21 protein-coding genes and 2 pseudogenes are annotated in these 26,002 nt (G+C 62.1%); 12 read left to right on the forward strand and 11 right to left on the reverse strand.

Annotated elements, in window-relative coordinates:
• The first annotated feature begins 371 nt into the window (after positions 1 to 371).
• From IVA95_RS37760 to IVA95_RS37775, 4 genes are all read left to right on the forward strand, one after another.
• Positions 372 to 791, forward strand: a complete 420-nt coding sequence (locus IVA95_RS37760; protein ID WP_213253443.1) for a GFA family protein — start codon at positions 372 to 374, stop codon at positions 789 to 791.
• Between the two features lie 1,094 nt (positions 792 to 1,885).
• Positions 1,886 to 3,703 (forward strand): PAS domain S-box protein, encoded by a 1,818-nt coding sequence (locus tag IVA95_RS37765; protein ID WP_247515154.1) that lies wholly within the window; start codon positions 1,886 to 1,888, stop codon positions 3,701 to 3,703.
• Positions 3,700 to 4,371, forward strand: coding sequence for a response regulator transcription factor (locus IVA95_RS37770; RefSeq protein WP_247515155.1), 672 nt, complete (start codon positions 3,700 to 3,702; stop codon positions 4,369 to 4,371). Before IVA95_RS37765 ends, IVA95_RS37770 begins: the two co-directional genes overlap by 4 nt.
• 94 nt (positions 4,372 to 4,465) lie before the next feature.
• Complete coding sequence (locus IVA95_RS37775; RefSeq protein ID WP_247515156.1) at positions 4,466 to 4,852, forward strand: response regulator; 387 nt, start codon at positions 4,466 to 4,468, stop codon at positions 4,850 to 4,852.
• Between the two features lie 732 nt (positions 4,853 to 5,584).
• Here the strand turns inward: IVA95_RS37775 and IVA95_RS37780 are convergent.
• A pseudogene (locus IVA95_RS37780) lies at positions 5,585 to 6,091 on the reverse strand (methylated-DNA--[protein]-cysteine S-methyltransferase); the annotation flags it as partial.
• A 279-nt stretch (positions 6,092 to 6,370) separates the two neighbouring features.
• Here IVA95_RS37780 and IVA95_RS37785 point away from each other — a divergent pair.
• The gene (locus IVA95_RS37785) at positions 6,371 to 7,594 is read left to right on the forward strand and encodes an ABC transporter substrate-binding protein (RefSeq protein ID WP_247515157.1); all 1,224 of its coding nucleotides are present in this window, start codon (positions 6,371 to 6,373) and stop codon (positions 7,592 to 7,594) included.
• A gap of 83 nt (positions 7,595 to 7,677) precedes the next feature.
• Here IVA95_RS37785 and IVA95_RS37790 read toward each other — a convergent pair whose 3' ends face one another.
• A complete protein-coding gene (locus IVA95_RS37790; RefSeq protein ID WP_247515158.1) occupies positions 7,678 to 7,839 on the reverse strand; it encodes a hypothetical protein in 162 nt (53 codons plus the stop codon).
• Positions 7,840 to 7,867: 28 nt separating this feature from the next.
• Here IVA95_RS37790 and IVA95_RS37795 point away from each other — a divergent pair, with 28 nt between their 5' ends.
• Complete coding sequence (locus IVA95_RS37795) at positions 7,868 to 9,094, forward strand: ABC transporter substrate-binding protein (RefSeq protein ID WP_213253447.1); 1,227 nt, start codon at positions 7,868 to 7,870, stop codon at positions 9,092 to 9,094.
• Positions 9,095 to 9,336: 242 nt separating this feature from the next.
• Here IVA95_RS37795 and IVA95_RS37800 read toward each other — a convergent pair whose 3' ends face one another.
• On the reverse strand, positions 9,337 to 9,762 hold the full coding sequence (locus IVA95_RS37800) for a DUF1330 domain-containing protein (protein WP_247515159.1): 426 nt from the start codon (positions 9,760 to 9,762) through the stop codon (positions 9,337 to 9,339).
• Positions 9,763 to 9,906: 144 nt separating this feature from the next.
• On the opposite strand from IVA95_RS37800, the gene IVA95_RS37805 reads away from it, so the two are divergent.
• Positions 9,907 to 12,126, forward strand: a complete 2,220-nt coding sequence (locus tag IVA95_RS37805) for a penicillin-binding protein 1A (RefSeq protein ID WP_247515160.1) — start codon at positions 9,907 to 9,909, stop codon at positions 12,124 to 12,126.
• A gap of 141 nt (positions 12,127 to 12,267) precedes the next feature.
• Here IVA95_RS37805 and IVA95_RS37810 read toward each other — a convergent pair.
• The 4 genes and pseudogenes from IVA95_RS37810 to IVA95_RS37825 all read right to left on the reverse strand — a co-directional run bounded on the left by IVA95_RS37810 (position 12,268) and on the right by IVA95_RS37825 (position 16,403).
• Positions 12,268 to 13,118 (reverse strand): annotated as a pseudogene (locus tag IVA95_RS37810) (SprT family zinc-dependent metalloprotease).
• Between the two features lie 197 nt (positions 13,119 to 13,315).
• Entirely contained in the window at positions 13,316 to 14,665 is a 1,350-nt protein-coding gene (phaZ, locus tag IVA95_RS37815) for a polyhydroxyalkanoate depolymerase (protein ID WP_247515161.1), read from the reverse strand.
• A gap of 128 nt (positions 14,666 to 14,793) precedes the next feature.
• On the reverse strand, positions 14,794 to 15,612 hold the full coding sequence (locus IVA95_RS37820) for an ABC transporter permease (RefSeq protein ID WP_247515162.1): 819 nt from the start codon (positions 15,610 to 15,612) through the stop codon (positions 14,794 to 14,796).
• Positions 15,609 to 16,403, reverse strand: coding sequence for an ABC transporter ATP-binding protein (locus IVA95_RS37825; RefSeq protein ID WP_247515207.1), 795 nt, complete (start codon positions 16,401 to 16,403; stop codon positions 15,609 to 15,611). Before IVA95_RS37825 ends, IVA95_RS37820 begins: the two co-directional genes overlap by 4 nt.
• A 127-nt stretch (positions 16,404 to 16,530) precedes the next feature.
• On the opposite strand from IVA95_RS37825, the gene IVA95_RS37830 reads away from it, so the two are divergent.
• Entirely contained in the window at positions 16,531 to 17,856 is a 1,326-nt protein-coding gene (locus IVA95_RS37830; protein WP_247515163.1) for an ActS/PrrB/RegB family redox-sensitive histidine kinase, read from the forward strand.
• 114 nt (positions 17,857 to 17,970) lie between these two features.
• A complete protein-coding gene (locus tag IVA95_RS37835; RefSeq protein ID WP_213253455.1) occupies positions 17,971 to 18,525 on the forward strand; it encodes an ActR/PrrA/RegA family redox response regulator transcription factor in 555 nt (184 codons plus the stop codon).
• Between the two features lie 140 nt (positions 18,526 to 18,665).
• Here IVA95_RS37835 and IVA95_RS37840 read toward each other — a convergent pair whose 3' ends face one another.
• Together IVA95_RS37840 and IVA95_RS37845 are read right to left on the reverse strand one after the other, a co-directional pair.
• Positions 18,666 to 19,151: an MmcB family DNA repair protein gene (locus IVA95_RS37840; RefSeq protein ID WP_247515164.1), complete on the reverse strand. Its 486-nt coding sequence runs from the start codon at positions 19,149 to 19,151 to the stop codon at positions 18,666 to 18,668.
• A 257-nt stretch (positions 19,152 to 19,408) separates the two neighbouring features.
• A complete protein-coding gene (locus IVA95_RS37845) occupies positions 19,409 to 20,224 on the reverse strand; it encodes an RMD1 family protein (protein ID WP_213253468.1) in 816 nt (271 codons plus the stop codon).
• A gap of 160 nt (positions 20,225 to 20,384) precedes the next feature.
• Here IVA95_RS37845 and IVA95_RS37850 point away from each other — a divergent pair, with 160 nt between their 5' ends.
• Positions 20,385 to 21,053, forward strand: coding sequence for an MBL fold metallo-hydrolase (locus IVA95_RS37850; protein ID WP_247515165.1), 669 nt, complete (start codon positions 20,385 to 20,387; stop codon positions 21,051 to 21,053).
• A gap of 34 nt (positions 21,054 to 21,087) precedes the next feature.
• Here the strand turns inward: IVA95_RS37850 and IVA95_RS37855 are convergent, their stop codons facing one another.
• Both IVA95_RS37855 and IVA95_RS37860 read right to left on the reverse strand, forming a co-directional pair.
• On the reverse strand, positions 21,088 to 22,299 hold the full coding sequence (locus tag IVA95_RS37855) for a PHB depolymerase family esterase (protein ID WP_247515166.1): 1,212 nt from the start codon (positions 22,297 to 22,299) through the stop codon (positions 21,088 to 21,090).
• Positions 22,300 to 22,566: 267 nt separating this feature from the next.
• A complete protein-coding gene (locus IVA95_RS37860; protein ID WP_247515168.1) occupies positions 22,567 to 22,872 on the reverse strand; it encodes a hypothetical protein in 306 nt (101 codons plus the stop codon).
• A 101-nt stretch (positions 22,873 to 22,973) separates the two neighbouring features.
• Here IVA95_RS37860 and IVA95_RS37865 point away from each other — a divergent pair, with 101 nt between their 5' ends.
• Positions 22,974 to 24,215 carry an LLM class flavin-dependent oxidoreductase gene (locus tag IVA95_RS37865; protein ID WP_247515169.1) on the forward strand — a complete coding sequence of 414 codons (1,242 nt, stop codon included), beginning with the start codon at positions 22,974 to 22,976 and terminating at the stop codon, positions 24,213 to 24,215.
• A 410-nt stretch (positions 24,216 to 24,625) separates the two neighbouring features.
• On the forward strand, positions 24,626 to 26,002 hold the full coding sequence (locus tag IVA95_RS37870) for a cytochrome P450 (RefSeq protein ID WP_247515170.1): 1,377 nt from the start codon (positions 24,626 to 24,628) through the stop codon (positions 26,000 to 26,002).

Below are 26,002 nucleotides of genomic sequence, written 5' to 3' on the forward strand. Positions count from 1 at the left end.
TTTGGGCGCAGCGGGCTCAGTTCCAGCAACGGGCGGTTGGTGCGCAACCGCCCGTTCGCACATTCTGCCAAATTTTCTGGACACAAGGGCGCAGGGAAGACCGGGTGCGCGCCGCACCCGCGGTCTCGTGTGCATACAGGTACAGCAGGAGCATCCCGGCCTCCCTGCGCAAGGGAGTAACGGCACAAAAGCCATCGACATATCAATGCGATGTGCCTGATGTGTCCCCCGTGGTGTCACTGCGAGCTTTGACGGAGCAATAAAGCCCCATAAAGTTCGATCAGATCGATTTTGACCGTCATCGGTCGGATGGCCCGTCATCCCTTCGCGGTAAGCTTTGCTTGCTCGGAAGCAATTGGAGGATATTTCGAATGGCTGACGCTCGATGCAGCTGCGGTGCAGTCACGCTCTCGCTTCCAAAAGAACCATCCAAGCTAGTCGTTGCTTGTCACTGCATCGACTGCCAACGCCGAACCGGCGCGCCGTTCGGTGTAGGCGCTTATTACCCCGCTGATGTTGTCACCATCTCAGGAACCTCGAAAGAGTTCACGCACGCCGCCGCAAGCGGCGGGAAAATCCATAACTATTTTTGTCCACAGTGCGGCTCAACAGTATACTGGAAACTCAGCAACCTGCCCGCGCTGATCGCCGTTGCAGTCGGCGCGATGGCAGAACCAAAATACCCAGCCCCCGTCATATCGGTTTTCGAACAGTCGAAACATGATTGGGTTCAAATTGATGGTGCCGTGGAGCACTTCCGGCAAAGCAGCCCCCCAAAAAATTCAAACTGAGACACAACCGAACTACAACGCGCGAGGCAACGTCATCAGCCGCGAGACGACGAACGGCGCCACGACGACGATCTATGACGCGGGCGGACGCAATGTCTGCAGGATCACCTCGAACTGTTGAGGCGATCAGGATCACAGCCCGGACACGCCGCGCGAGATGCCGCAAGCCTCCAGCACTTTCCAAGCGGCGTCGTTCTCGTCCGGCAGCGCGACAGCCGCGCGCGTCAATTCGCTGATAGCCTCGACCGGCGGCAACCATGAATGCCACAGCCGATCCCTGATCGCATCGAACTCGGCCTGCTCTGCTTTGGTCAGCGGATTCGCTTCCGGGTATTCATAGTTTTGTAGGATGGGTATCGCTTCGCGATACCCATTAATCGTGTTGAGAGGCAGTGATGGGTTTCGCTGCGCTCTACTTATCCTACAGGCTACACTCTGCGGAGTCCTGCGCGACCAGCCGGCGTTCCCGAGTTGGTCCGTTCGCCCGAAGCCCAACCTTGACACTCGAGCGCAACCAAGCTCGTGGCGATGAAGGTAAGATAGCTTGCCTGCCCAATCAGGACGCCGAGACCGAACAGGTCAAGTAGACTTCCCCATGGGTTCTCTAGCGGGGCGATGCCTGTTCGCTTGCCACCATCGATAACCGTGGGCTGGAACCTGCGATAGCGGCGGTTCGTTTCGGATTCGACACCGTCGGAGCAACGGATCAGATGCAGATGCGGTTTCGGCATATCAATCCCCTGAGTTCGGTCGGCGATCCCCTAACGAAGCGGGTTTGACCACAGCGACGGTTGCGACCGGCAAGACGTCCGATGGGTCTTCGCAATACTCTTCCCGCATGGCAAAACCTGCGCGCTGCCGCCATCCGGTTAGCCAGTCAGCGTAGTCATCGAGAAGGAGCGGACCATTGAACGGAGGTTGATGCAGGCATTCCATTCGGTTGAGCGGACCATACCGAGGTTTAGGATCGCAGCCGGGCCTCACTCGATAGGAAGATCGCGCCCCCGCAGGTCAAGAGGCCGCGGGGGACCAGCCGATTTTGCCCTCCGGGCCGACGAAAAGCTGCTAATATCCAGCCTGTTAGGAGGGCGACGTTGTCGCCGCTGATGGTCGCGAACTCTTGGCGACGCAGCGCCGCTCGGGATGCCGAGTCCGTGCCGATGATGCGTAAGCCGACGATAAAATCCTGGCGCTCGGCCGAGCAATGGCTGCTCGGCAGCATGGCGCTGGCGTTGGGAGCGGTGGCCGGTATCTGGCTGCTGCTCGGCCCGGCCCCGACGGCCACCCCTCATTTCATTGCGGTCGCACTGCTGATCGCTTCGCTTGCCGCCTCATTGATCATGATCGGCCTGGTGGGGCGCACGCGCCGGCAAATGGAAGCCGTGCTTGAGGGCCGGGTGAGCGCCGAAGCGCGCGCGATCGAGAAGCTGCGCCACAGCGAGGCCCAATGGAAGGAGGTTTTCGAGCATAACCCGGTGATGTACTTCATGGTCGATGCGACGGGGACGGTGCTGTCCGTCAACACATTCGGCGCCGCGCAACTTGGCTATTCCGTCAGCGAATTGCTCGGGAAATCCGTGCTCAAAGTCTTTCCTGCCGAGGAGCAACCCATCGCCCAAGGCAACGTCGCCGTATGCCTGGAGAATATCGGCCAGACCCACAGTTGGGAGATATGCAAGGTTCGCAAGGACGGCTCCACGCTCTGGGTTCGCGAGAACGCCAAGGCCGTGCGGCGGCTGGACGGCCGATTGATCGTCCTGATCGCATGCGAGGACATCACGGAGCGCAAGCAGGCTGAAAATGCGCTGCGAGAGAGTGAAATGTATTTGGCCGAAGCCCAGCGATTGAGCCACACCGGCAGCTTCGGCTGGCGCGTCGCCAGCGGCGAGATTATCTGGTCGGAAGAGACCTTCAGAATATTCGGATTCGAAAGGGCACCCTCCGTCACGCATGCCACCGTCTTTCAACGCATTCATCCGGATGACCGCGCGCGCGTGCAACGGACCATCGATCGCGCGTCCCGCGACGGCAAGGACTTCGAGCATGGATATCGATTGCTGATGCCCGACGGCTCGGTCAAGCATGTCCACGCCACCGCGCATGCGGTGAAGGATGCTGATGGCATCGAATTCGTCGGAGCGGTAACCGATATCACGGCACGCAAGCGGGCCGAGATGGAATTGCATGAAGCGCAGGCGACCCTCGCGCATGTGACGCGCGTGACTGCCCTCGGCGAACTGGCCGCGTCGATCGCCCATGAGGTGAACCAGCCGCTCGCCGCGGTGGTCACCAATGCCGCCGCATGCAAGCGTTGGCTCGACCGTGAGCCTCCCGATTTGAAGGAAGCGCGCGGGACCGTGGAGGCGATCATCAAGGACGGCAATCGGGCCGGCGAAGTGATCCAGCGGGTCCGTGCGCTTGTGAACAAGACGACCGGTCAAAAGGCTGCGCTTCACATCAATGATGTCATCAACGAGGTCATCAGCCTGGTGCAGCATGCGTTGCTCAACCACCAGGTATCGTTGCGGCTGGAGCTCTCCCCCGACCTGCCGCTGGTCATCGCCGACCGGGTCCAGTTGCAACAGGTCATTCTCAACCTGGTCATCAATGCCATTGAGGCCATGCAGGCGGTCACGGACCGACCGCGGGAGCTGGTGATCCGGACTTGCCAGGATGAAGCCCGACAAATCGTGGTGACCGTGAAAGATTGCGGCGTCGGGCTCACCACCGCGAATGCTGACCGGCTGTTCGACGCCTTCTTTACCACCAAATCCAGCGGCATGGGCATGGGCCTGTCGATCTGCCGCTCCATCATCGGCGCTCATGGCGGGCGGCTGTCCGCATACGGAAATGCCGGCCCCGGTGCGACATTCCAGTTCACCTTGCCATCAACTCAGGAGGATGCGCCGTGACCGCGCGCCCGGCATCGCCTTCCGGCCTCGTAAGCGCCGAGGAGCCGGTCGTCTTCGTCATCGACGACGACGCATCGGTACGTGAGGCACTGAGCAATCTTTTCCGGTCCGTGGGATTGCGCGTCGAGGCGTTCGGTTCGGCTCACGAGTTTCTGCAGTACAAGCTTCCGAATGCCCCCAGTTGCTTGATTCTCGACATCAGGCTGCCCCGGCTGAGCGGCCTCGACTTTCAGGCCGAACTGGCCAAGGCCGACATTCACATTCCAATCATCTTCATGACAGGCCATGGCGATATTCCGATGACCGTCCGCGCAATGAAGGCCGGCGCCGTCGATTTTCTGACCAAGCCGTTCCGCGATCAGGACATGCTGGATGCTGTAACCGCGGCGATCGAACGCGACCGCAGCAGCCGCAATGAAGCAAATGTTCTCTCAGAGCTGAGCGCGCTTTTCGCAACCTTGACTCCCCGGGAGCGACAGGTGATGGCGCTGGTTACGTCAGGGCTCATGAACAAGCAGATCGCAGCCGAAGTCGGCCTGGCCGAGATCACCGTGAAGATACATCGCGGGCATATCATGCGGAAAATGGGAGCGAAGTCGCTGCCCGATCTGGTGCGGATGGCCGAGCTCCTCGGCATCGGGCCTGCATCCGACCGATCGCAAACCTAAGTATGATTTTCCCTCGCCGATTTGCAGCGCACTCTCCCGATACGCGGCGACACAGCAAAAGACATCCTCTGGTCGTCTCCAGAAAAGGATTGCCTTGTCCAATCGGGTCATATCAATCATCGACGACGACGGGTCGGTTCGCGCCGCGACCCAGAATCTCGTCAGGTCGCTTGGCTACGCTGTCCATTCGTTTGCATCGGCCGAGGATTTCCTGCAATCACCCCATCTGAATGACACTTCGTGCGTGATAACGGACGTCAGAATGCCCGCCATGAGCGGGCTCGAGCTGCAAGCTCATTTACTCGCCACCGGCCATCGCTTTCCCTTCATCTTCGTCACGGCCTTTTCGGTCGAAAGCGACCGCGCCCGGGCCATGAAGGCGGGAGCGACCTGCTTTCTGAGCAAGCCGTGCGATGGGGAAGCGTTGATCAAGTGCCTCGAAACGGCGCTGGCGCCAAAAGGCGAGGCAGCAAGTAAATGAGCCGATCCGGCCCTCAGGCGAGCCAGCATACGTAAGGATGATCTCGCCAAACATCTAGACGAATTGAAGATAAGCCCCGACCACGCCAGACTTCGCACCGTCCCTTTGGAACAGAAGGGCGCAAAGCATCACACATTTTAATCGGCAAATGGCAATTCCTGGGAAGGAGGTCGCCATGCATACAGAACCGCGTTGCTCCGAGTGTGACAGCGAAGACCCCAAAATCATCTCTCTGCGAAATCCAGCGCGCGAGCGCTACTGCGGGCGCTTCTGTCTCAACAAGGGCCACGAGAGTTTCATTCGTTGGATACGGCGTGCCAATGCGGAGATTGCGTCATGAACAATTGTTGCGGAAATCCGGAATGTAAGCGCCCCTTCGGGCTGGTCCGGCGTAGCTGGTACTTCCAGCAGTTTTGTTCGGCGAAGTGCCGCGAGATCTACAAGCGTCAACTGGAGCGCAACCGGACGTATTGGAAGTGGCTCTACCAGGTACCGGCACCTGCGGCGCGCCGAGACCATCTATCGTGCCGATGATCGCGGAGGAGCCAGCATGGCGACAGCAAATGCGATGCTGGTGGGCGCGTTACTGGCGTGGGGACCTCTGCTGATTGTATTCATCTATATCCTTCGGGACATGCGAAACGCGCCCCGTGACCCCGATTGACTTGAAACGGGTGACGGCGCCGAGCGCAACTCGCCCGGCCGATCCGCCTCTCCTGTTCCCGAGCACGGGATCTCCACGCCCTCGTGCTTGAGCAGCCAGCGCTTGCGCTCCAGCCCGCCGCCGTATTTCACCAGCGAACCATTAGCACCGATCAGCCGGTGGCAGGGCAGGACCACGCTGATCGGATTGGAGCCGTTGGCATGGCCGACCGCACGGACGGCGCGCGGCATCCGAAGTTTTGCGGCGAGCGCGCCATAGCTCATCGTCGTCCCCGCCGCGATCTTCGGCAGCGCGTTCCAGACCTTCTGCTGAAACGGCGTGCCGGCGACGCGCCATTCGATCGCTGCCAGGCGATCGAGGTCGCCCTTGAAATAGCCGGTCAAGGCGGCGCGCAAATCACGCGGCGCCCGTCCATTGTTCAAATTCACCGCGCCATAGTGCAGGCGCAGCAAGCGCTGCATGCGCGTCTCATAGTCTTCCCAGTCCAGCGCGCGGAGCAGGCCGTCCGTATCGGTGACCAATAGCGCCGTGCCGATCGGCGTTGGCAGGTGGTCGAGGTTGAAGTTCTCCAGCATCGTCGTCCCTGAAACTATCTGCGAGCGGCCCCGCACTTTTCACCTGCGAGGCGTTAGTGTCCACCCGAATTCCGCTGCCGGTTGACCGGATCCTCTACGCGCAGGCGGCGCCCGCAGCGCTCGCCCTGATCCTGTTCTGGCCGGCGTAAGCGGCCTTCCCGCACTACCTTGCATTGGCAAAACCCTTCCGCCACACTCTCCTCCAACGATGACGTCCGGCCCTTCCTAATGGAGGCTGGAACAGGATCATCGGTCGAGATCAAGGGAAGGGAGCAACATATGAGAGGTGGTGTTCTTCATCTGATCGCAGGCACGGCGGTCGCGATCGCGCTGGCGTCACCCGCCAACGCGCAGAAGAAATACGATACCGGTGCCAGCGATACCGAAATCAAAATCGGCCAGACCGTTCCGTTCTCGGGCCCAGCCTCCGCCTATGCCGGCATCGGCAAGACGCAGGCCGCCTATTTCAGGATGATCAACGAAAAAGGCGGCATCAACGGCCGCAAGATCAACCTGATCCAGTATGACGACGCCTACTCGCCGCCGAAGGCCGTCGAGCAGGTGCGCAAGCTGGTCGAGAGCGACGAGGTGCTGTTCACCTTCCAGATCATCGGCACGCCCTCGAACGCCGCCGTGCAGAAATATCTCAACGCCAAGAAGGTGCCGCAGCTCCTCGCCGCGACCGGCGCCTCGAAGTTCACCGATCCCAAGAACTTCCCCTGGACCATGGGGTACAATCCCAATTATCAGTCCGAGGGGCGCATCTACGCCAAATACATTCTGCAGAATCATCCCAACGCCAAGATCGGCATTCTCTACCAGAACGACGATCTCGGCCGCGACTACGTCACGGGCCTAAAAGAAGGGCTCGGCTCCAAGGCCGCGTCGATGATCGTCGCCGAAGCCTCCTATGAGCTGACCGATCCGACCATCGACTCGCAAGTCGTCAAGCTGAAGGCCGCCGGCGCCGACCTGCTCTACGACGCCTCGACGCCGAAATTTGCGGCGCAAGCGATCAAGAAGGTCGCCGACCTCGGCTGGAAGCCGGTCCACATCCTCGACATCAATGCGAGTCCGGTCTCGGCCACGCTGAAGCCGGCGGGCCTCGACATCTCCAAGGACATCATCTCGACCAACTACGGCAAGGACCCCGGTGATCCGCAGTGGAAGGACGATCCCGGCATGAAGGCCTATTTCGCCTTCATGGACAAATATTACCCCGAGGGCGACAAGCTCAACACCGTCAACACGTACGGTTATGCAACGGCGGAATTGCTGGTGAAGATCCTGCAGCAATGCGGCGACAATCTCACCCGAGAAAACATCATGAAGCAGGCGGCCAATCTGAAGAACGTGACCGGCAGCCTGTCGCTACCCGGCATGGTCACCAACACCTCGCCGACCGACTACCGCATCAACAAGCAGATGCAGATGATGAAGTTCAACGGCGAGCGTTGGGAGCTGTTCGGCCCGATCATCGAGGATACCGGACCAAGCGGCTAGCGCCTGCCCCAATTCAAGACACGAGCCGTTGGCGTCACGCACGATGCCGGCGGCTTTTGTTTTGAGCCCGCGTCGTGCGTGCATCATTTTGCGGCTGATACACGGAATGGATTCTTTTTGAGCAGGCGGAACTCGATCCCGAAATTATCCGGGTTTTCGATGCCTTGCATTGCAACATGGCTTCCGCCACTATCGTGGCAGCGATGACATGCGGCCGGACCGGCCGGCGGCACGATCAGCGCCAATCATAAAACACATGAGGAATGCACCATTATGAGGAAGGGTATTTTCCATCTGGTCACCGGCACGGCGCTGGCACTTGCGCTGTCGGTCTCGACGGCGTCCGCGCAGAAGAAATACGATACCGGCGCGAGCGACACCGAGATCAAGATCGGCCAGACCAATCCATTCTCGGGACCGGCCTCCTCCTATGCCACGATCGGCAAGACCCAGGCGGCCTATATGAAGATGATCAACGATCAGGGCGGCGTGAACGGCCGCAAGATCAATCTGATCCAGTATGACGACGCCTACTCACCGCCCAAGGCGGTCGAGCAGGTGCGCAAGCTGGTCGAGAGCGACGAGGTGCTGCTGACCTTCCAACTCCTCGGCACGCCCTCGAACGCAGCCGTGCAGAAATATCTCAACGCCAAGAAGGTGCCGCAACTGTTCGCTGCGACCGGCGCGTCGAAGTTTACCGACCCGAAGAATTTTCCGTGGACGATGGGCTTCAACCCCAACTACTTCGTCGAGGGGCGCATCTACGGCCAGTACATCCTGAAGGAATATCCGAACGCCAAGGTCGGAATCCTCTATCAGAACGACGACCTCGGAAAGGATTACCTGAACGGCATCAAGGCCGGCCTCGGCGACAAGGCCGCGAAGATGGTGGTGGCGGAAGCCTCCTACGAAGTCTCCGATCCGACCATCGATTCGCAGATCCTCAAGATCAAGGACGCCGGCGCGGACCTGTTCTTCTCGGCGACGACGCCGAAGCCGGCCGCGCAGGCGATCAAGAAGATCGCCGAGCTCAACTGGAAGCCGGTGCACATCCTCGACATCAACGCCACCTCGGTCGGCGCGGTGATGAAGCCGGCGGGCCTTGAAGCCTCCAAGGGCGTGATCAGCGTCAACTACGGCAAGGATCCGCTCGATCCGACCTGGAAGGACGACCCCGGCATGAAGAAGTATTTCGAATTCATGGCGAAGTACTATCCGGAGGGCGACAAGGATTCGAGCTTCAATTCCTATGGCTACATGACCTCGCAATTGATGATCCATGTGCTCAAGGCGTGCGGCGACAACCTGACCCGCGAGAACGTGCTGAAGCAGGCGACCAACCTGAAGAACGTTCAGCTCGACCTGCTGCTGCCGGGCATCTCGGTCAACACCACGCCGACCGACTACCGCGTCAACAAGCAGCTGCAGATGATGAAGTTCAACGGGGAGCGTTGGGAGATGTTCGGCCCGATCCTCGAGGACGCCGGCCCGGCGGGTTAGTCGCGGCCAATCGAAACGATCGGCGGTGAAAGCGATCGGCGGTCCCTCGGGACCGCCGATTTTTTTTGCTGCAAGACCTCATCCTGAGGAGCGGCGCTTGCGCCGCGTCTCGAAGGATGAATGGCACTAGCCGGGCCACATGGTTCGAGACGGCGCGGAGCCTGTCATCGGGCCGCGCTTCGCGCGGACCCGTTGGCGCCTCCTCACCATGAGGGTCTAACGGTCGCGACCCGAACCGACGCTCACGCCGGAATCTCCCCAAACCTCTTAGCTACCGGCAGCACCGCATGGCGGATCAAGCGGGAATCCTCAACGGCGGCCTGGCGGTGTTTCACCGCCTCGCGGTAGACGGGATCGCGGATCATTTCCGCGAAGGCTGCGACGCTTGGATATTCGGCGATGAAGCAATGGTCCCAGCGCTCGTCTTGCGGCCCGATCAGCATCAGCTCGAACCTGCCCTGCCACACGATCCGTCCGCCGAGCCGTTCGAACACCGGCCCGCTTTCGCGCCCATAGGCGGCATAGGCTTCCGCCCCCGTCGCCTTGCGGCCGTCGGGATAGGCGGCCTCAGCGCGCAGCCGGACCAGGTTGAGCATATGGATCGGACCCGGCCGGTCATTGGCCCGAAATTGCGCGAACACCTCCTTGGTTGGATCGATGTGGCCCATGCCGTTTTCTCCTGCAAACGCTGCCTTTGCGCCAACCCTAATACGACCCCGCCGCACCTCCTAATCCCGCATTAACCTTTCCGTAACCGACCCTTAAACAGCGACCGCTAGCCTCCGGCAGGACGGGTGTGAGCGGCGTTTGGCATGGCGTGGGGACGGAAAAAGAGCGGCGCACGCAAGGAGCCGCTGTTTGGGCTTCCGGCAGCACTCGCCGACCTGCGTCTCTCGCCGGAGGATCGCATTCCGGCCGCCACCGACGACGACAAACCGAAAAAGCCAGTGCCGAAGCGCAAGCACGAAGAGGACGACGAGGACGAGCCGCCGCGCGAGCGCAAGCCGCGCGGGACCAAAAGCGGCGCGAAGCGGCGCTCGAAACGCCGCTTCAGGATTGGCCGCCTCGTTTATTGGGGCGCGGTGCTCGGCCTGTGGGCGGCGATCGCCATCATCGGCGTCGTAGTCTGGGTCGGCGCGCATCTGCCGGCGATCCAGTCGCTGGAAATTCCAAAGCGCCCGCCAACCATCCAGATTGTCGGCATCGACGGCAGCGTGCTGGCCTCGCGCGGCGAAGCGCCGGGCGCCAATGTCGCGCTAAAAGATCTGCCGCCCTATCTGCCGAAGGCATTCATCGCCATTGAGGACCGCCGCTTCTATTCGCATTACGGCATAGACCCCGTCGGCATCGCGCGCGCCGCGGTCGCCAACATCCTGCATCGCGGCGTCTCGCAGGGCGGCTCGACGCTGACGCAGCAGCTCGCAAAAAACCTGTTCCTGACCCAGGAGCGGACGATCGCGCGCAAGCTGCAGGAAGTGGAACTGGCGCTATGGCTGGAGCGCAAGCACACCAAGAACGAAATTCTCGAGCTTTACCTCAACCGCGTCTATTTCGGCTCCGGCGCCTATGGCGTCGAGGCGGCGGCGCAGCGCTATTTCGGTAAGTCGGCAAAGAACGTCACGGTCGCGGAAGCGGCGATGCTGGCCGGCCTCGTCAAATCGCCGTCACGGCTGGCGCCGAACCGCAACCCCGAAGGCGCAGAGCAGCGCGCCCAGCTCGTGCTCGCGGCGATGGCGGAAGCCAAGTTCATCAGCGACGCCCAGGCCAAGGCCTCGATCGGCCATCCCTCCTACCACGTGAAGCCGGCCGGCGCCGGCACCGTCAACTACGTCGCCGACTGGATCGGCGAGGTGCTCGACGATCTCGTCGGCCAGATCGACCAGAGCATCGTGGTCGAGACCACGATCGATCCGAAGCTGCAGAGCGTGGCGGAAGCCGCGATCATCGACGAGCTGGCAGCCAAGAGCGTCAAATTCAACGTTACGCAAGGCGCGCTGGTGGCGATGACGCCCGACGGCGCGGTGCGCGCCATGGTCGGCGGGCGGAACTATGCCGAGAGCCAGTACAATCGCGCGGTCACAGCCAAACGCCAGCCTGGCTCGGCGTTCAAGCCGTTCATCTATTTGACGGCGATCGAGGGCGGCCTGACGCCGGAAACGATCCGACAGGACGCGCCGCTAGACCTCAAGGGCTGGCGTCCGGAGAACTATACGCATGAATATTTTGGCTCGGTCACGCTGACGCAGGCGCTGGCAATGTCGCTCAATACGGTCGCGGTGCGGCTCGGCCTCGAAGTCGGGCCGAAGAACGTGGTGCGGACCGCACACCGGCTCGGCATTTCATCAAAACTCGAGGCCAATCCCTCGATCGCGCTTGGCACCTCGGAAGTCTCCGTCATCGAGCTGGTCGGGGCCTATGCGCCGTTTGCCAATGGCGGGCTCGGCGTCTCCCCGCATGTCGTGACCAAGATTCGCACCAATGAAGGCAAGGTGCTGTACAGGCGCACGGCCGATCGGCTCGGCCAGGTGATCGAGCCGCGCCATGTCGCGATGATGAACACGATGATGCAGGAGACGCTACTCTCGGGTACTGCGCGGCGGGCGGAGATTCCGGGCTGGATGGCCGCCGGCAAGACCGGCACCAGCCAGGATTTCCGCGACGCCTGGTTCATCGGCTACACGGCGAACCTCGTCACCGGCGTCTGGCTCGGCAATGACGACAATTCGCCGACCAAGAAGGCGACCGGCGGCGGCCTGCCGGTGGAAGTCTGGACCCGCTTCATGCGCACGGCCCATCAGGGTGTGCCGGTGGCGGGACTGCCGAACGCGCAGCGCGGCGGATTTTTGTCGAGCATGTTCCAGACGGCGTCGCAGGTCAGCGCGGGCCCGTCCGCACCGGCGCCGCTGCCTTCAGGCGGTTCGTACCGACCTGCTCCGGCACGACCATCCGCGCCGCCACCCAATCCGAATGCGCGGCCGGAGGCGGCTGCAGGACTCGATGGCTGGCTGGTGGATCGGCTGTTTGGAAGGTAGCGATACGCGCCGCGTCCCTGGTCGTCATACCCCGCGAAAGCGGGGTATCCAGTGCGCCGCGGCTTCTCGGCTGATCACTACTGTCTCTGGAATACTGGGTCGCCCGGTCAAGCCGGGCGATGACAGTAGGTGTGGCAACACCTAATCCTCCACCCCATACCGATGCAAATCGTTGCCGTGGGTATCGAGCCAGCGCTTGGCGCGTTCGACATGGTCGCAGATGCGGTCGACGATGCGCCAGAACCTGGGCGAATGGTTCATCTCGACGAGATGGGCGACCTCATGTGCGGCGAGATAGTCCAGCACGTAAGGAGGCGCGAGGATCAGCCGCCAGGAATAGGACAATGAGCCGGCCGAGGTGCATGATCCCCAGCGGCTCGACTGATCGCGGATCGACACACGCCTGACCCGCACACCGAGTTCCGCGGCATAGGCGAGCGAGGCCTTGTGCAGATCCTTGCGCGCTTCGCGCTTGAGAAAGTCGTGGACGCGCCGATCCATGTGCTCGTAGCCGCCGGCCACGCACAAAATCTTCTCGCCGCTGTCGCGGGTTTCGATCCACACCGTGCCGCGCTCACCCGCGCGATGCACGATCCGGTGCGGCACGCCGCGCAGCGGTATGACAGTGCCGGATTGAAAGGGCGCGGCCTTCGGCAAACGGCCGAGACGGGCGGCGATCCAGCCGCCGTGAAGCTGCGCAAACTCCTTGGCTTCGGCGAGAGTACCGCGCGGCGGCATGGTCAGGATCGCTTCACGATCCGTTGGATGAATGCGCAAGGTGTATCGCCGTGCCCGGCGATGCCGGCGCAGCCTGATCGCAAAGACTTGCGAGCAGTGTTTGACCAAAAGAGTCGCGGGTTCGGCGGGCCGCCGATAAAGGAGGGCGCGAGTAGCCATTTCTTGGAGTCCGGGGAGCAGGAGTTCGCCCGGATTCTGCCATATCCGCCGCCAGGGAAATCGCATCTAAATCGCTCGACGCAAAAACAAATCATTTGCCCAATATACAGGGGTCGGGCGCCAAATGGCCCCTAGGGGATGGGTCTGGAACCGCAAATTTCGACTGGAACCGGGCGTCAAACATGGCGTCAAGGAGTGAGTCTGAACTCACCCCTTGATTCGAGCGGAATCCGGAATGTTTGAATCTTGTCAGCAAGTTATGGGCGGCACGAAAATCGATGCCGCCTTGGCTCTATTCGGCTGCACGGACCAATGTTGGCTTGGTAGTAGCCGCTGACATGTTGGTATTGGCCGTCGACATCATGAAATCGGAGATGCGCGGCACGATTTCGGAACGGAATCGCGATCCGTTGAACACGCCGTAATGTCCGACGCCCTTTTGCACGTAATGCACGCGGCGATGATCGGGAATATGGGGGCACAAAGCGTGTGTCGCTTCGGTCTGGCCGAGCCCGGAGATGTCGTCGTTCTCGCCTTCCACCGTCATCAGCGCCACGCGGCGGATCTTTGACGGATCGACCGGCTTGCCACGGTGGGTCATCTCGCCCTTGGGCAGCGCGTGCTTGACGAACACGAGATCGACGGTTTGCAGGTAATACTCCGCCGTTAGATCCATCACCGCGAGGTACTCGTCATAGAACTCGCGGTGCTTGTCGACCATGTCGCCGTCGCCCTTCACCAGATTATTGAACAGCGCCTTGTGCGCGTCGGTGTGGCGGTCGAGGTTCATGGTGATGAAGCCCGAGAGCTGCAAAAAGCCCGGATAGACGTCGCGCATCACCCCGGGATGCGGGAACGGCACCTTCGTGATGACGTGGTTACGGAACCATTCGATGCCGCGCTGTTCGGCGAGGTTGTTCACGGAAGTAGGATTGCGGCGGGTATCGATCGGGCCGCCCATCAAGGTCATCGACAGCGGTACGAAGGGATCGCGCGCGGCTTCCATCATGGAAACCGCCGCCACTACCGGCACCGAAGGCTGGCACACCGCGATCACGTGCATGTTGCCGCCCAGTACCTGCAGCATCTCGATGATGTAATCGATGTAATCGTCGAGATCGAAGCGGCCCTCGGCGAGAGGAACCATTCGCGCATCCGACCAGTCGGTGATGTAGACTTCATGCGTCGGCAGGAATGCCTCGACCGTACCGCGCAGCAGCGTCGCGTAATGGCCGGACATCGGCGCCACGATCAGCACACGCGGATGCGGTGCGCGCAGCGGCCGGGTCAGCTTGCGATCGAAATGCAGCAGTCGGCAGAACGGTTTTTCCCAGATCGAGCGGATCTCGACCGGGGTGCGGACGCCGTTCACCTCGGTGAAGTCGAGCCCCCATTCGGGCTTGCCGTAACGGCGGGTGGTGCGCTCGAACAATTCGCATGCCGCGGCGATCGATTTGCCGAACTGCGTGTGCGAAAAGGGATTAAGCGGATTTTGAAACAGAATCTTGGTGGCATCGGTCACCGCGCGCGCCGGATTGAGCGACGCGTGGCCTATTTCGTACATCCAGTACATCGGCGTCGTTAGCGCCGGACTGCCTTCGGCCACCAGCGGCGGTGCGCCGCCAAACTCACCAATCGGCATTTTATTTCTGACCTTCTGTTTGCGCCGCAGCATAGTGCAGAATGCGTAATATTGCGTCAATGCACCGATCGGACCTATCCAACCGCTAACGTGCGTAAACGCCCCGGGAAACCACGGGAATCTGTGACTTATTCGCCACCCCCGAGCAAAGATCCGTGATGTTTGGCACTGCGCAAAAGGGCAAGGAAGATCGCAAAGGAGGCGGCAAGCAGCACCCCGTTAATGGCCAGCGACCAGACCATCAGGTCGCTCCTGAATACGTGATCGATCAGGAGCGCGCGCATGCCTTCAAAGACATAGGTCGGCGGCAGCATCCACGCAATCCATTGCAGCCAGGCGGGCAGCACCGCGACCGGATAGTAGACGCAGGCGAGCGGCATCAGGCCGAACATCATCGTCCAGACGATGCTCTCGGCCCCGAGCCCGTTGCGCAGCACCAGGCCGGAAACAAAGATGCCGAGCGACCAGCTCGTGAAGATCAGGTTGCAGAAGAACGCGATCAGCGGCAGGCCGATCGCGAAGAAATTGAAATCGAAGAAGAACAGCGCCAGCAGCGTCATCGGAATCACGCCGATCGCGAGCCGGATCAGGCTCATGATCATCAGCGAGATCAGGAACTCGATCGGCTTCAGCGGGCTCATCATGAGGTTGCCGAGGTTGCGCGCCCACATTTCCTCAAGAAACGAGATCGAAAAGCCAAGCTGCCCGCGGAACAGGATGTCCCACAGGATGACAGCGCCGATCAGCGTGCCGCCGGCGCGGGCGAAGAAATTGTCGTTCTGCGCGATGTAGTTCTGCAGAAAGCCCCAGGTGATGATCTGCAGCGCCGGCCAGTAGATCAACTCCAACAGCCGCGGCCAGGACGACATCAGGAGGTACCAGTAGCGCAGCACCATCGCCTGGATGCGGTGCGCGGCAATCCCGTGATGGGTGGCGGTAGCGCTCATGGCGCGGTCTCCGCCACCCGGCCGCGCGCTACGTCGAGGAACACGTCTTCCAGCGTGGTGCGGTTGTAGCGCGCCATGATCTGGTCGGGGCTGTCGTCATCCTCGATGCGGCCACGCTTCATGATGATGACGCGGTCGCACAGCCGTTCCACTTCCAGCATGTTGTGCGAGGCCAGCAGAATGGTGGCATCATGCGTCTTGCGATAGTTCTGCAAATGCTGCCGCACCCAGTCGGCGGTATCAGGATCGAGCGAGGCCGTCGGCTCGTCGAGCAACAACAGCTCCGGCTGGTTGATCAGCGCCTTTGCCAACGCGACGCGGGTCTTCTGTCCGGCCGATAGCTTGCCGTTGGCGCGATCGAGAAAATCCTTCAGGTCGAGGTCGGATGCGAGCTGCTCGATGTGCTCGGCGAGATTCTCCACCGCATAGAGCCGGCCGAAAATGGTAAGGTTCTGCCGCACCGTGAGTCGCATCGGCATGTCGACATACGGGCTCTCGAAATTCATCCGCCCGAGCACCTCGGCGCTCTGCTCCGGCATCGCGTGCCCCAACACCTGGACGCGGCCCGAGGTCGGCAGCACCAACCCCATGATCATGGCAATGGTCGTGGTCTTGCCGGCGCCATTGCCGCCGAGCAGCCCGGTGACGCTGCCGCGCGCGATCCGGAATGAGATATCGTCGACGGCGCGGGTGGTCTTGTAGAGTTTTATCAGATGCGCGACATCGATCGCGGCGGGGCTTTCCGGCCCGGCCGCGGGCGATTGCGCTGGTGTGGCGTCGCTATCGACCATTTCGGCCTGTTCTTGGGCCATCATGGCTGATAGCGCAAGGGTTCGGGGTGCTTGGCGGCAGGCCCGTGCTGGACCCGAACGACTGCGCGAATTTGTGATCACACGTACGCGCGGCTAAACTCCAGTCATGTCCGACGTTGCAGCCTCCGATTTCCGCCATCCGCACCGCTTTGTCAGTCTCGATACGATCCTGCGGCTGCGCTGGCTGGCGGCGCTCGGCCAACTCACCGCGATCTTCATCGTGGCGCACGGGCTGGAGTTCGACTTTCCCATCATTGCCTGCGTCGCCGTCGTCGGCATCTCGGCGCTGCTCAATCTTGCGCTGCAGGTCGCCTTCAACCCGATGCAGCGGCTGGAACCGGTCTATGCGGCGGCGCTGCTCGCGCTCAACATCGTCGAATTGGCCGCGCTGTTGTTCCTGACGGGAGGCTTGCAGAACCCGTTTTCATTTCTGTTCCTCGGCCCCGTCCTGATCTCGGCGACGGTGCTGCCGGTCCGGATGACGGTTGGCCTCGGGCTGCTCGCGGTCGCCTGCGCCTCGGCACTGGTATTCTTCCATCTGCCGCTGCCTTGGGACAGCGAAGACCCGCTGGTGCTGCCGCCGATCTATCTGTTCGGCGTCTGGCTCTCGATCGTGCTCGCGATCGGCGTCACCAGTCTCTATGCGTTCCAGGCGACCGAGGAGGCGCGCAAACTTTCCGACGCGCTGGCCGCAACCGAGCTGGTGCTGACGCGCGAGCAGCATCTGACTCAGCTCGACGGGCTGGCCGCGGCCGCCGCGCATGAACTCGGCACGCCGCTATCGACGATCTTCCTGATTTCGCGGGAGCTGGAAAAGACCGTCGAGGATAACGACCAGCTGGCCTCCGATCTGAAGACCCTGCGCGAACAGGCGCAGCGCTGCCGCGACATCCTCGCCAAGATCACCCAGCTTTCCTCGTCCGGGGCGCCGTTCGATGTTATGCCGCTGTCTACGCTGATCGAGGAAGTGGTGGCGCCGCACCGCGATTTTGGCGTCACGATCAGGGTGCGGCTTGCTGTCGCAGCCACCCGGGAGCCCGTCGGTGCCCGGAACCCGGCGATTCTGTATGGTGTCGGCAACATCCTGGAGAACGCCGTCGATTTCGCGCGGACGACGGTGGAGGTTAACGCCTGGTGGAACGCGGATACCGTCGAAATCGTCATCTCCGATGACGGCCCCGGCATCGCGCCCGACATGCTGAAACGTATCGGCGAGCCCTATTTATCAAGGCGCCGCAGCGCCGATGAAACCCACCGCGAACGCGCCGGCCTCGGCCTTGGCGTGTTCATCGCCCGAACGCTCCTGGAACGCACCGGCGCGAAGGTTTCGTTCTCCAACAGGACCTTTCCCGATCACGGCGCCGTGGTGCGGATCGCGTGGCCGCGCGTCCGCTTCGAGGCCGACGAAAGTGCTGCCCGGCCAGTGGATTAAAAGGCGTTAAGAATTGCGCAAACCGAGGCTGCTCGACCTGGGGGCCCTTGGCAGTGCAAAATCGCCGGCCATATGCTCTATAGTGCTCTGCAGCCGCAACCGGGAAACCCTGCCTTGAACGCCATTGCCGAACTGAACGATCTCGCCGACCGCTCGCTGCTGATCGTCGAGGACGACAAGCCGTTTCTGGAGCGCCTGTCGCGCGCAATGGAAACCCGCGGTTTCGCGGTGACCTCCTGCGACACCGTGTCCGACGGGCTGGCGCAGATCAACAAGTCCGCACCGGCCTTTGCGGTCGTGGACCTGCGGCTCGGCGATGGCAATGGGCTCGACGTCGTGTCGGCGCTCAAGCGCAAGCGCCCCGACGCGCGCACCATCGTGCTGACCGGCTACGGCAATATCGCCACCGCTGTTACGGCCGTGAAGATGGGCGCGGTGGACTATCTCTCGAAGCCTGCGGATGCCGATGACGTGGTCGCGGCGCTGCTCGCCAGTGGCACTGAAAAGTCCGAGCTGCCGTCCAATCCGATGTCGGCGGATCGCGTGCGCTGGGAACACATCCAGCGCATCTATGAGATGTGCAACCGCAACGTCTCCGAAACCGCGCGGCGCCTCAACATGCATCGCCGCACATTGCAGCGTATTCTGGCCAAGCGCGCGCCGCGGTGATTTTCTTGTAGCCCGGATGGAGCCAACGGGTCGCGCGAATGCGCGCCCGATGACAGGCTTCGCGCAATCCGGGGCAGTTCATCCGATTGCGAGATCGTTCCCGGATTTCGCTTCGCTTCGTCCGGGCTACGATTTCATCTTCAAAATTCCCCATGCCCCTGCGGGTCGACCAGCCGGTTGATCCGCTGCGCGGCGGCCATCGCAAAGCGCACCGTCATCGATTTGCGCGTCGCCGCGGGCAGGCGATGCTCGGGCGCCTCACAATGCAGATGGGCGCCATAGGCGTCGGCGATGATGAGGCCGGTATCTTCAGGGAAAATCTCGCAAGGAAGGTCTTGCGTGAAGGCAAAGAACAGCCGGTCGCAATGCATCCGATAATCCTGCCATTTCTGATCGGCGCGCAGATCCTCCACCGATGATTTGATCTCGACGATCCAGATCTCGCCCCTCTCGTTGAGGGCCACCAGATCGGCACGCCGGCCCGACGGCAGCGGCAGCTCGCTGATGCAGGAAAAGCCGAGCGACCGCAACAGCCGCGCGGTGCCGCGCGCGATCGCCAGCGCCGTCTCCGACTGGCGGCGGTCCGGCGCGGGCACGAGGCTGATCTGGCGGGCGGGTGATTCCATGGCGCTCGAACCTTAGCCGATTCCGGGCCGTCCGACAGGCGGCCTGCTCGCCGAGCCGGCCGCAAATTTGTCCCCCGTCCGCCTTATTTTCGACTTCAGCGCACCGCGCAGATCAAGCGGTGAGTATCACCTATCCGTCATTCCGGGACGATGCGAAGCATCGAACTATGCGCATCTGAGAATCTCGAGATTCCCCAGTGTGCAACTGCACACCTGAGGTCTGGTCCTGCGGACCATTCCGGAACGACGACCTCCGTTCAGGGGTGCCGGCCCATGGCAAGCTGATAAATCGTCACCAGAACCTCGAACAGGATCAGGAGCACGATAATCACTTCGAGCCGAAGCGAGCGACGCGTGTCGATGATATCGGTCAGCACCTGCGCGCTCTCGGCGATCACGGCGAGTTTGCCGTTCAGCGACTCCGCGCGCTCCTTGAGTTCGTACTCGTCCTCCAGCCGGGCATACAGCCGCTCCAGATGCGGCTTGTCCCAGAGCACGTCGGGTTTCTCTTCTACCTCGACCGGCCCCGACACCCGATGCCGTACCAGAAGCGCGCTGCCGATATTTTTCAGGATCGAGCGACGGCTGCCACGCATACGCCCGCTCAGCGCCAGTTCCCGAGCGAACGGTTCGGTCGTGTCAAATACGCTGGCAACCTCGCGTTCATGCCGGGCCAGGACGACGCTCTTCGCCAGGGCCTCGCAGATCAGGATCAGCCGGTCAGGCGACAGGCTTTGCAGGCAGATCGGCCCGCCGGGTGGAATCTGATCCTCCTTATCCGGGGAGAGCTCGATGATTGCGATTTCCTCGTCGCGCCGCGCGAACTTGCCCGTCATGCGGTGATCCAGGCCGCGAAGGAATTCCTCCTCTTCCAGCGCATTCAGCCCGATCAGGACCACCACGCCATAACGAAACAGGACGACGACACCGTTTTCATTGACGCGAAACGCCAGCGGCGTCGTTGCCAGCACGTCGCCGCGCTCGAGGCCTGACGTATTGAGGCGATCGCTGACAAAAAACGCCCGGGCCGTCGTTCGGGTCCCGCCGAGCGGCGATTTGGAGGCTTGATTGATGACTTGCGCATCCCGGCCGAAATCACGATCGGCGCTGATGCGATTTCCGTCTTTCGCCACTAAATGTCCTTCCGTGCAAACCGTATCACGGACTGAAACCGATCACCTATCGGTTCCCGCCCGTGTTGACCCCTTTTCAAGGTAGAATATGGTGCCTGCCATGGATGACAAAACCGAGACCCAGGCGAAAGCCGGCGCGATGATCGTGCCGGTGACGCTGTTCGAGCAGAACTGCACCATCATCTGGCACGAGCCTTCCAAGAAGGCCGTGGTGATCGATCCCGGCGGGGACGTTCCCAAAATTCTGGAGGCGATCAAGCAGACCGGCGTCACGGTCGAGAAGATTTGGCTGACGCACGGCCATATCGATCATGTCGGCGGCGCCGCCGACTTGCGCGACACGCTGCAGGTCAAGATCGAAGGACCGCATATCGCCGACAAATTCCTGCTCGACAACGTCGTCTCGAGCGGCGAGCGCTTCGGCATCACCGGGGTGCGCAATTTCGGGCCCGACCGCTGGCTCGATGAAGGGGATCAGGTCTCGATCGGCGAGCTTGCCTTCGACATCCTGCACTGCCCCGGCCACTCACCGGGCAGCGTCGTGTTCTTCAACAAGGAGTTGCGCTTCGCCCATGTCGGCGACGTGCTGTTCAACGGCTCGGTCGGGCGTACCGACTTGCCCGGCGGCAGCCACGCCACGCTGATCAATTCGATCAAGCAGAAGCTATTGCCGCTCGGCGACGACGTCGGCTTCATCTGCGGCCATGGCGCCGGCTCCAGCCTCGGTCAGGAGCGGCTGACCAATCCGTTCCTTACCGACGAGATGTGAGCTGAAATTATCCGGCTGACGCTGTGATGTCCGGCTACTTCATCAGGCCTGCGGCCGTCAGCGCGCGGGTGATGACGCTGCCGACATCGATGCCGCGGCGCTTCGGTTCGCGCGGCGCCGGCTTGTGTTCGCGAACCGGCCTGTGGGTCCTCGACCAGAGTCTGGCGGCGAGATCGGACGACTGCAGGGACTCCGTGGCAGCCGACCGAACGATCTTCGGCGCCTGCGCCGGCCTGGCCGCTTCGCTGACAGGACTGATGCGCTCGGTCAGGCCGAAAAAATTTGCGATGTGATACGACGAAGAAATTCCCGCCTCGATCAGGAACGCACCTTCGGCGCCGTACCGCTCGTCATTGCCGGCGAGCCCCAGCGGCGTACCGTGCGCCATATCGGTGATGGTGTAGGACTCCACGACGGTTTCGCCGTCTTCATTCCACCAGACTTCGCGCGGGTGGCCGTCAATCTCCCCTATCGACATCGGTGCGGCCGGCAGACCGTGGACGTCGAGCCACTGCTTGACGATCTCATTGGCGTTGCCCGGGTTAACGGTGCGGTCGGCGCTGCCGTGCCATACCGATACTTTCGGCCATGGTCCCCTGTGCTTGGAGGCCTTGCGCACGAGATCGCCCAGCTTGCCGGCGGGGCGCGACGTCGACTGCATCATGCCGCCAAGCGCTTCGCGGACATTGCTGGCGATGCCGTAGGGGAGACCGGCGATGATGGCACCGCCCGCAAACACTTCCGGATAGGCCGCTAACATCACCGAGGTCATCGCACCGCCGGCGGAAAGCCCGGTGATGAAGATGCGGCGCGAATCGATCTTGTGATCGGCGACCATCCGCGCGACCATCTGCCGGATCGAAGCGGCCTCGCCGCGGCCGCGCGCGATGTCGCCTGGATTGAACCAGTTGAAACAGGTATTGGCGTTGTTCGACGCCTGCTGTTCGGGCATCAGCAACGCAAAACCATAACGCTTGGCAAGCGTCGACCAGCCGGTGCCGAAATCATAACCGGCCGCGGTCTGGCCGCAGCCATGCAGCACGACGACAAGGGCGCGCGCGGGCAACAATTGCTCCGGCACGAACGCGAACATTTTGAGCGCGCCTGGGTTTGTGCCGAATCCGTTAATTTCGGCGAGCGGACTGCCGGCCCCGGGCGACGTGCTTCGGCCATAGATTCCCAAGCCATTGAAGCCGTTCAGCTTCGGAAAATGGCGCAGGAATTCGACGTTCTTGGCGAGAGACAATTGCAGCTCCTGGGGCGAGTCGTTCCTATGAACGCTACCCAGAACAGATAGTTGCTGCACCGCAAACTAAAAAGACCGTGCACTGTCATTCCCCACAATCAAATTTTGGCAATTGACGTTAATTTGTCATCCCGTGACCTGACGCATCCATGTCAGGAATGCGGCGCAAGCGATGATCGACAACGCAAACGGCGCGACAGCCGCAGCAGCGCCGGCCGCGCCGAGTGGGCGAATGGTGAACTGGAGCAGCCCGAAGGGGTGAAAGCGTCACCCGACGTACTGGAATGCCATCACGTCGCTGGCGCCTGGAATATCTCCTGAAGGTGCGCTTCGACACCACGCGAGCTCGAACGGTTTCTCGCCGAAACGATTAAGACGGTCGACGGCGTGGAGCGAACTGAAACGCTGATCACGCTGTCGTCGGCGAAGGAAACGTGGAAGGTCAGTCTCGAGGCCGCTCCATTCTGACAGTGCAGGCGACGTCGCACGCGGCAGAAGCAACTCGACCGTAAGAGGACGATCATCGACGAATTCCGGGCTGCGGCATGTCGCCTGGCTTTGCGCGACAACCATGCGCTGGCCGCCCGGCTTCGAGGATTGCCTTGCCCTTTCCCTCGCCGTAGTTTGGGACCTAAGCTGTTCCAAAGAACAATAAATCCGGAGAGAACCACCCCATGGCACGCCTGAAGTTCGGAGCCTTTCTCGCCCCGCATCATCCGATCGGCGAGCATCCGCTGCTGCAATTCCGCCGCGACCTCGACTTTGTCGAGCAGATCGATGCGCTTGGCTTCGACGAATTCTGGTGCGGCGAGCACCATTCGTCAGGCTGGGAAATGATCGCCTCGCCGGAAATGTTCCTGGCCGCTGCCGGCGAGCGCACCAAGCGCATCAAGCTCGGCACCGGCGTGATCTCGCTGCCCTATCACCATCCCTACAATGTCGCGCAGCGCATGGTGCAGCTCGACTGGATGACCGGCGGCCGCGCCATCTTCGGCTCCGGTCCGGGCGCGCTCGCCTCCGACGCGCACACGCTCGGCATCGATCCGATGACACAGCGTGACCGCCAGGACGAGGCGATCGCGATCATCCGCCGCCTGTTTAGGGGCGAGCGCGTCACCGCCAAGAGTGACTGGTTCACCATGCAGGACGCCGCGCTGCAACTGCTGCCGCTGCAGGAAGACATGCCGTTCGTGGTGGCGTCGCAGATTTCGCCGTCGGGCATGACGCTTGCCGGCAAGTACGGCATCGGCATCATCTCGCTCGGCTCGATGTCGACGCAAGGCCTGATGGCGCTGCCGACGCAATGGGGCTTTGCCGAGGATGCCGCCAAGAAGGCCGGCACCACCGTGAGCCGTTCGGATTGGCGCGTGCTGCTAAGCTGGCACATCGCCGAGACCCGCGAACAGGCACAGCGCGAGGCCGGCGCCGGCCTGATGCGCTGGCACAACGAATATAACGTCCGCACGTTGCAGCGGCCGGGGCTGGAGCCGTTCACCTCGCCCGAGGATGCGATCGAGAAAACCGCCGGCGGCGAAAATGCCGCCTCCACCATCGGCACGCCGGATGATCTCGTAAAAACCATCAAGAATTTGATGCAGGTCTCGGGCGGCGTCGGCGCCATCATCGGATTCGTGCACGACTGGGCCAACCCGGAAAATACCCGCCGAAGCTGGGACATGGTCGCGCGCTACGTGATCCCGGAGATCAACGGCTATGTCGCAAAACTGCGCGAGTCGCAAAAATTCCTGATCGAGAACCGCGCGGTGTTCGAGCGTGCGGGCCAGGCCGTGATGGCCAAGATCATGGAGAACGAAAAGGCGGCAGCAGCGCTTGCCCATACCGGCCCCGGCCGGGTGGCGATCCCGACCATCAACGCGCCGGATCTGCAGAATGAAGCCGCGAAACGGAAGGCGTGATGGGCTTGTGAGGGGCGTGGAGATCTCTCCCCCGTCATTGCGAGCCACCGGGTCGCGCGAATGCGCGCCCGATGACAGGCTCCGCGAAGCAATCCATTGTGCCACAAGCGGGGACATGGATTGCTTCGTCGCGGAGTTTATCATCGGGCCGGCCGAAGGCCGGACCCGTTGGCTCCTCGCAATGACGGGTTTAGCAGCGTTGCCCAGCTGATGGGAGCACACCACGTGCCGCAAAGTTCCTGAGCGGTGGCCCCTGTGGCCGGCAGGCGCGCTTTGCCGCATCGAAACGAAGGGCTATTTACCTGCCTCGGCTAGGCCCGAGCCCGCAAGCGTCGCTATTTAAGGTCGCGACAAGGCCGCCAACACGGTGGATAATACTCGCAATCCGAGGCTCAACCGGAGCAATTGCCATGTCGATGCAGAGTGTGGCTTCCACCGTCAATATCCCGGTGCCGCCGAACCGCAGGGCGTTACGGCACATTCCCGGTCACGAGGGTTGGCCGTTCATCGGCAACACGCTGGCGGTGCTGGCCGACCCCAAAGGGCAGATTGAGAAGTCGGCCGCCAAATACGGTCTGATCTACCGCACCCGTCTGTTCGGCGAGACCAGCGTGACGATGCTCGGGCCCGAGGCCAACGAGCTCGTGCTGTTCGACCAGGCACGCCTGTTCTCCTCCACCCATGGCTGGGGACCGATCCTCGGCCTGTTGTTTCCGCGCGGGCTGATGCTGCTGGATTTTGAAGAGCACCGCCTGCACCGCCGCGCGCTGTCGGTCGCCTTCAAGTCAGGGCCGATGAAGTCCTACCTCGTCGATCTCGACCGCGGCATTGCCGCGCGGGTCAAGCAGTGGAAGGCGCAGCCCGGCGAGATGCTGGTGTATCCGGCGATGAAGCAGCTCACGCTCGATCTGGCGGCGACGTCGTTCCTCGGCGCCGATATCGGGCCTGAGGTCGACGAGATAACCCGCGCCTTCATCGACATGGTGGCCGCAGCCGTGGCGCCGATCCGGCGGCCGCTGCCGTTCACGCAGATGGGCCGCGGCGTTGCGGGCCGCAAGCGGATCGTTGCCTACGTCGCCGAGCAGATTCCGATCCGCCGCGCGCGTGGCGGCGGCGATGACCTGTTCTCGCAGCTATGCCAGGCGACGCACGAGGATGGCGCGCTGCTGTCGACCCAGGATGTCATCGACCACATGAGCTTTCTGATGATGGCGGCGCATGACACGCTGACATCGTCGCTGACCTCCTTTGTCGGCGAGCTTGCCGCCCACCCCGAATGGCAGCAGCAGTTGCGCGAGGAAGTCAAAGGCCTCGGCATCGAGGCCAACGATCCCTCCAGCATCGACAATCTCGACAAAATGCCGCTGTCGGAAATGGCGTTCAAGGAAGCGCTGCGGCTGAAGCCGCCGGTGCCGTCGATGCCGCGCCGGGCGGTGCGCGACTTTTCGTTTAGGGGGTACGACATACCCGCCGGTACGCTGGTCGGCGTCAACCCGCTGTTCACGCACCATATGCCGGAGATCTGGCCCGATCCGGACACGTTCGATCCGATGCGTTTCTCCGACGAGGCGCAGCGCACCCGCCACCGCTTCGCCTGGGTGCCTTATGGCGGCGGCGCGCATATGTGCCTCGGCTTGCACTTCGCCTACATGCAGGCGAAATGCTTTGCGCGGCATTTCCTGCAAAATCTCGAGGTGTCGCTGGAGCCAGGCTACAAGGCCGACTGGCAGATGTGGCCGATCCCGAAGCCGCGGGACGGGCTGCGGGTGGTGGTGAAGTCGGTGTGA

It is taken from the genome of Bradyrhizobium sp. 157 (assembly GCF_023073815.1).
In the GTDB taxonomy this organism is placed as follows: Bacteria; Pseudomonadota; Alphaproteobacteria; order Rhizobiales; family Xanthobacteraceae; genus Bradyrhizobium.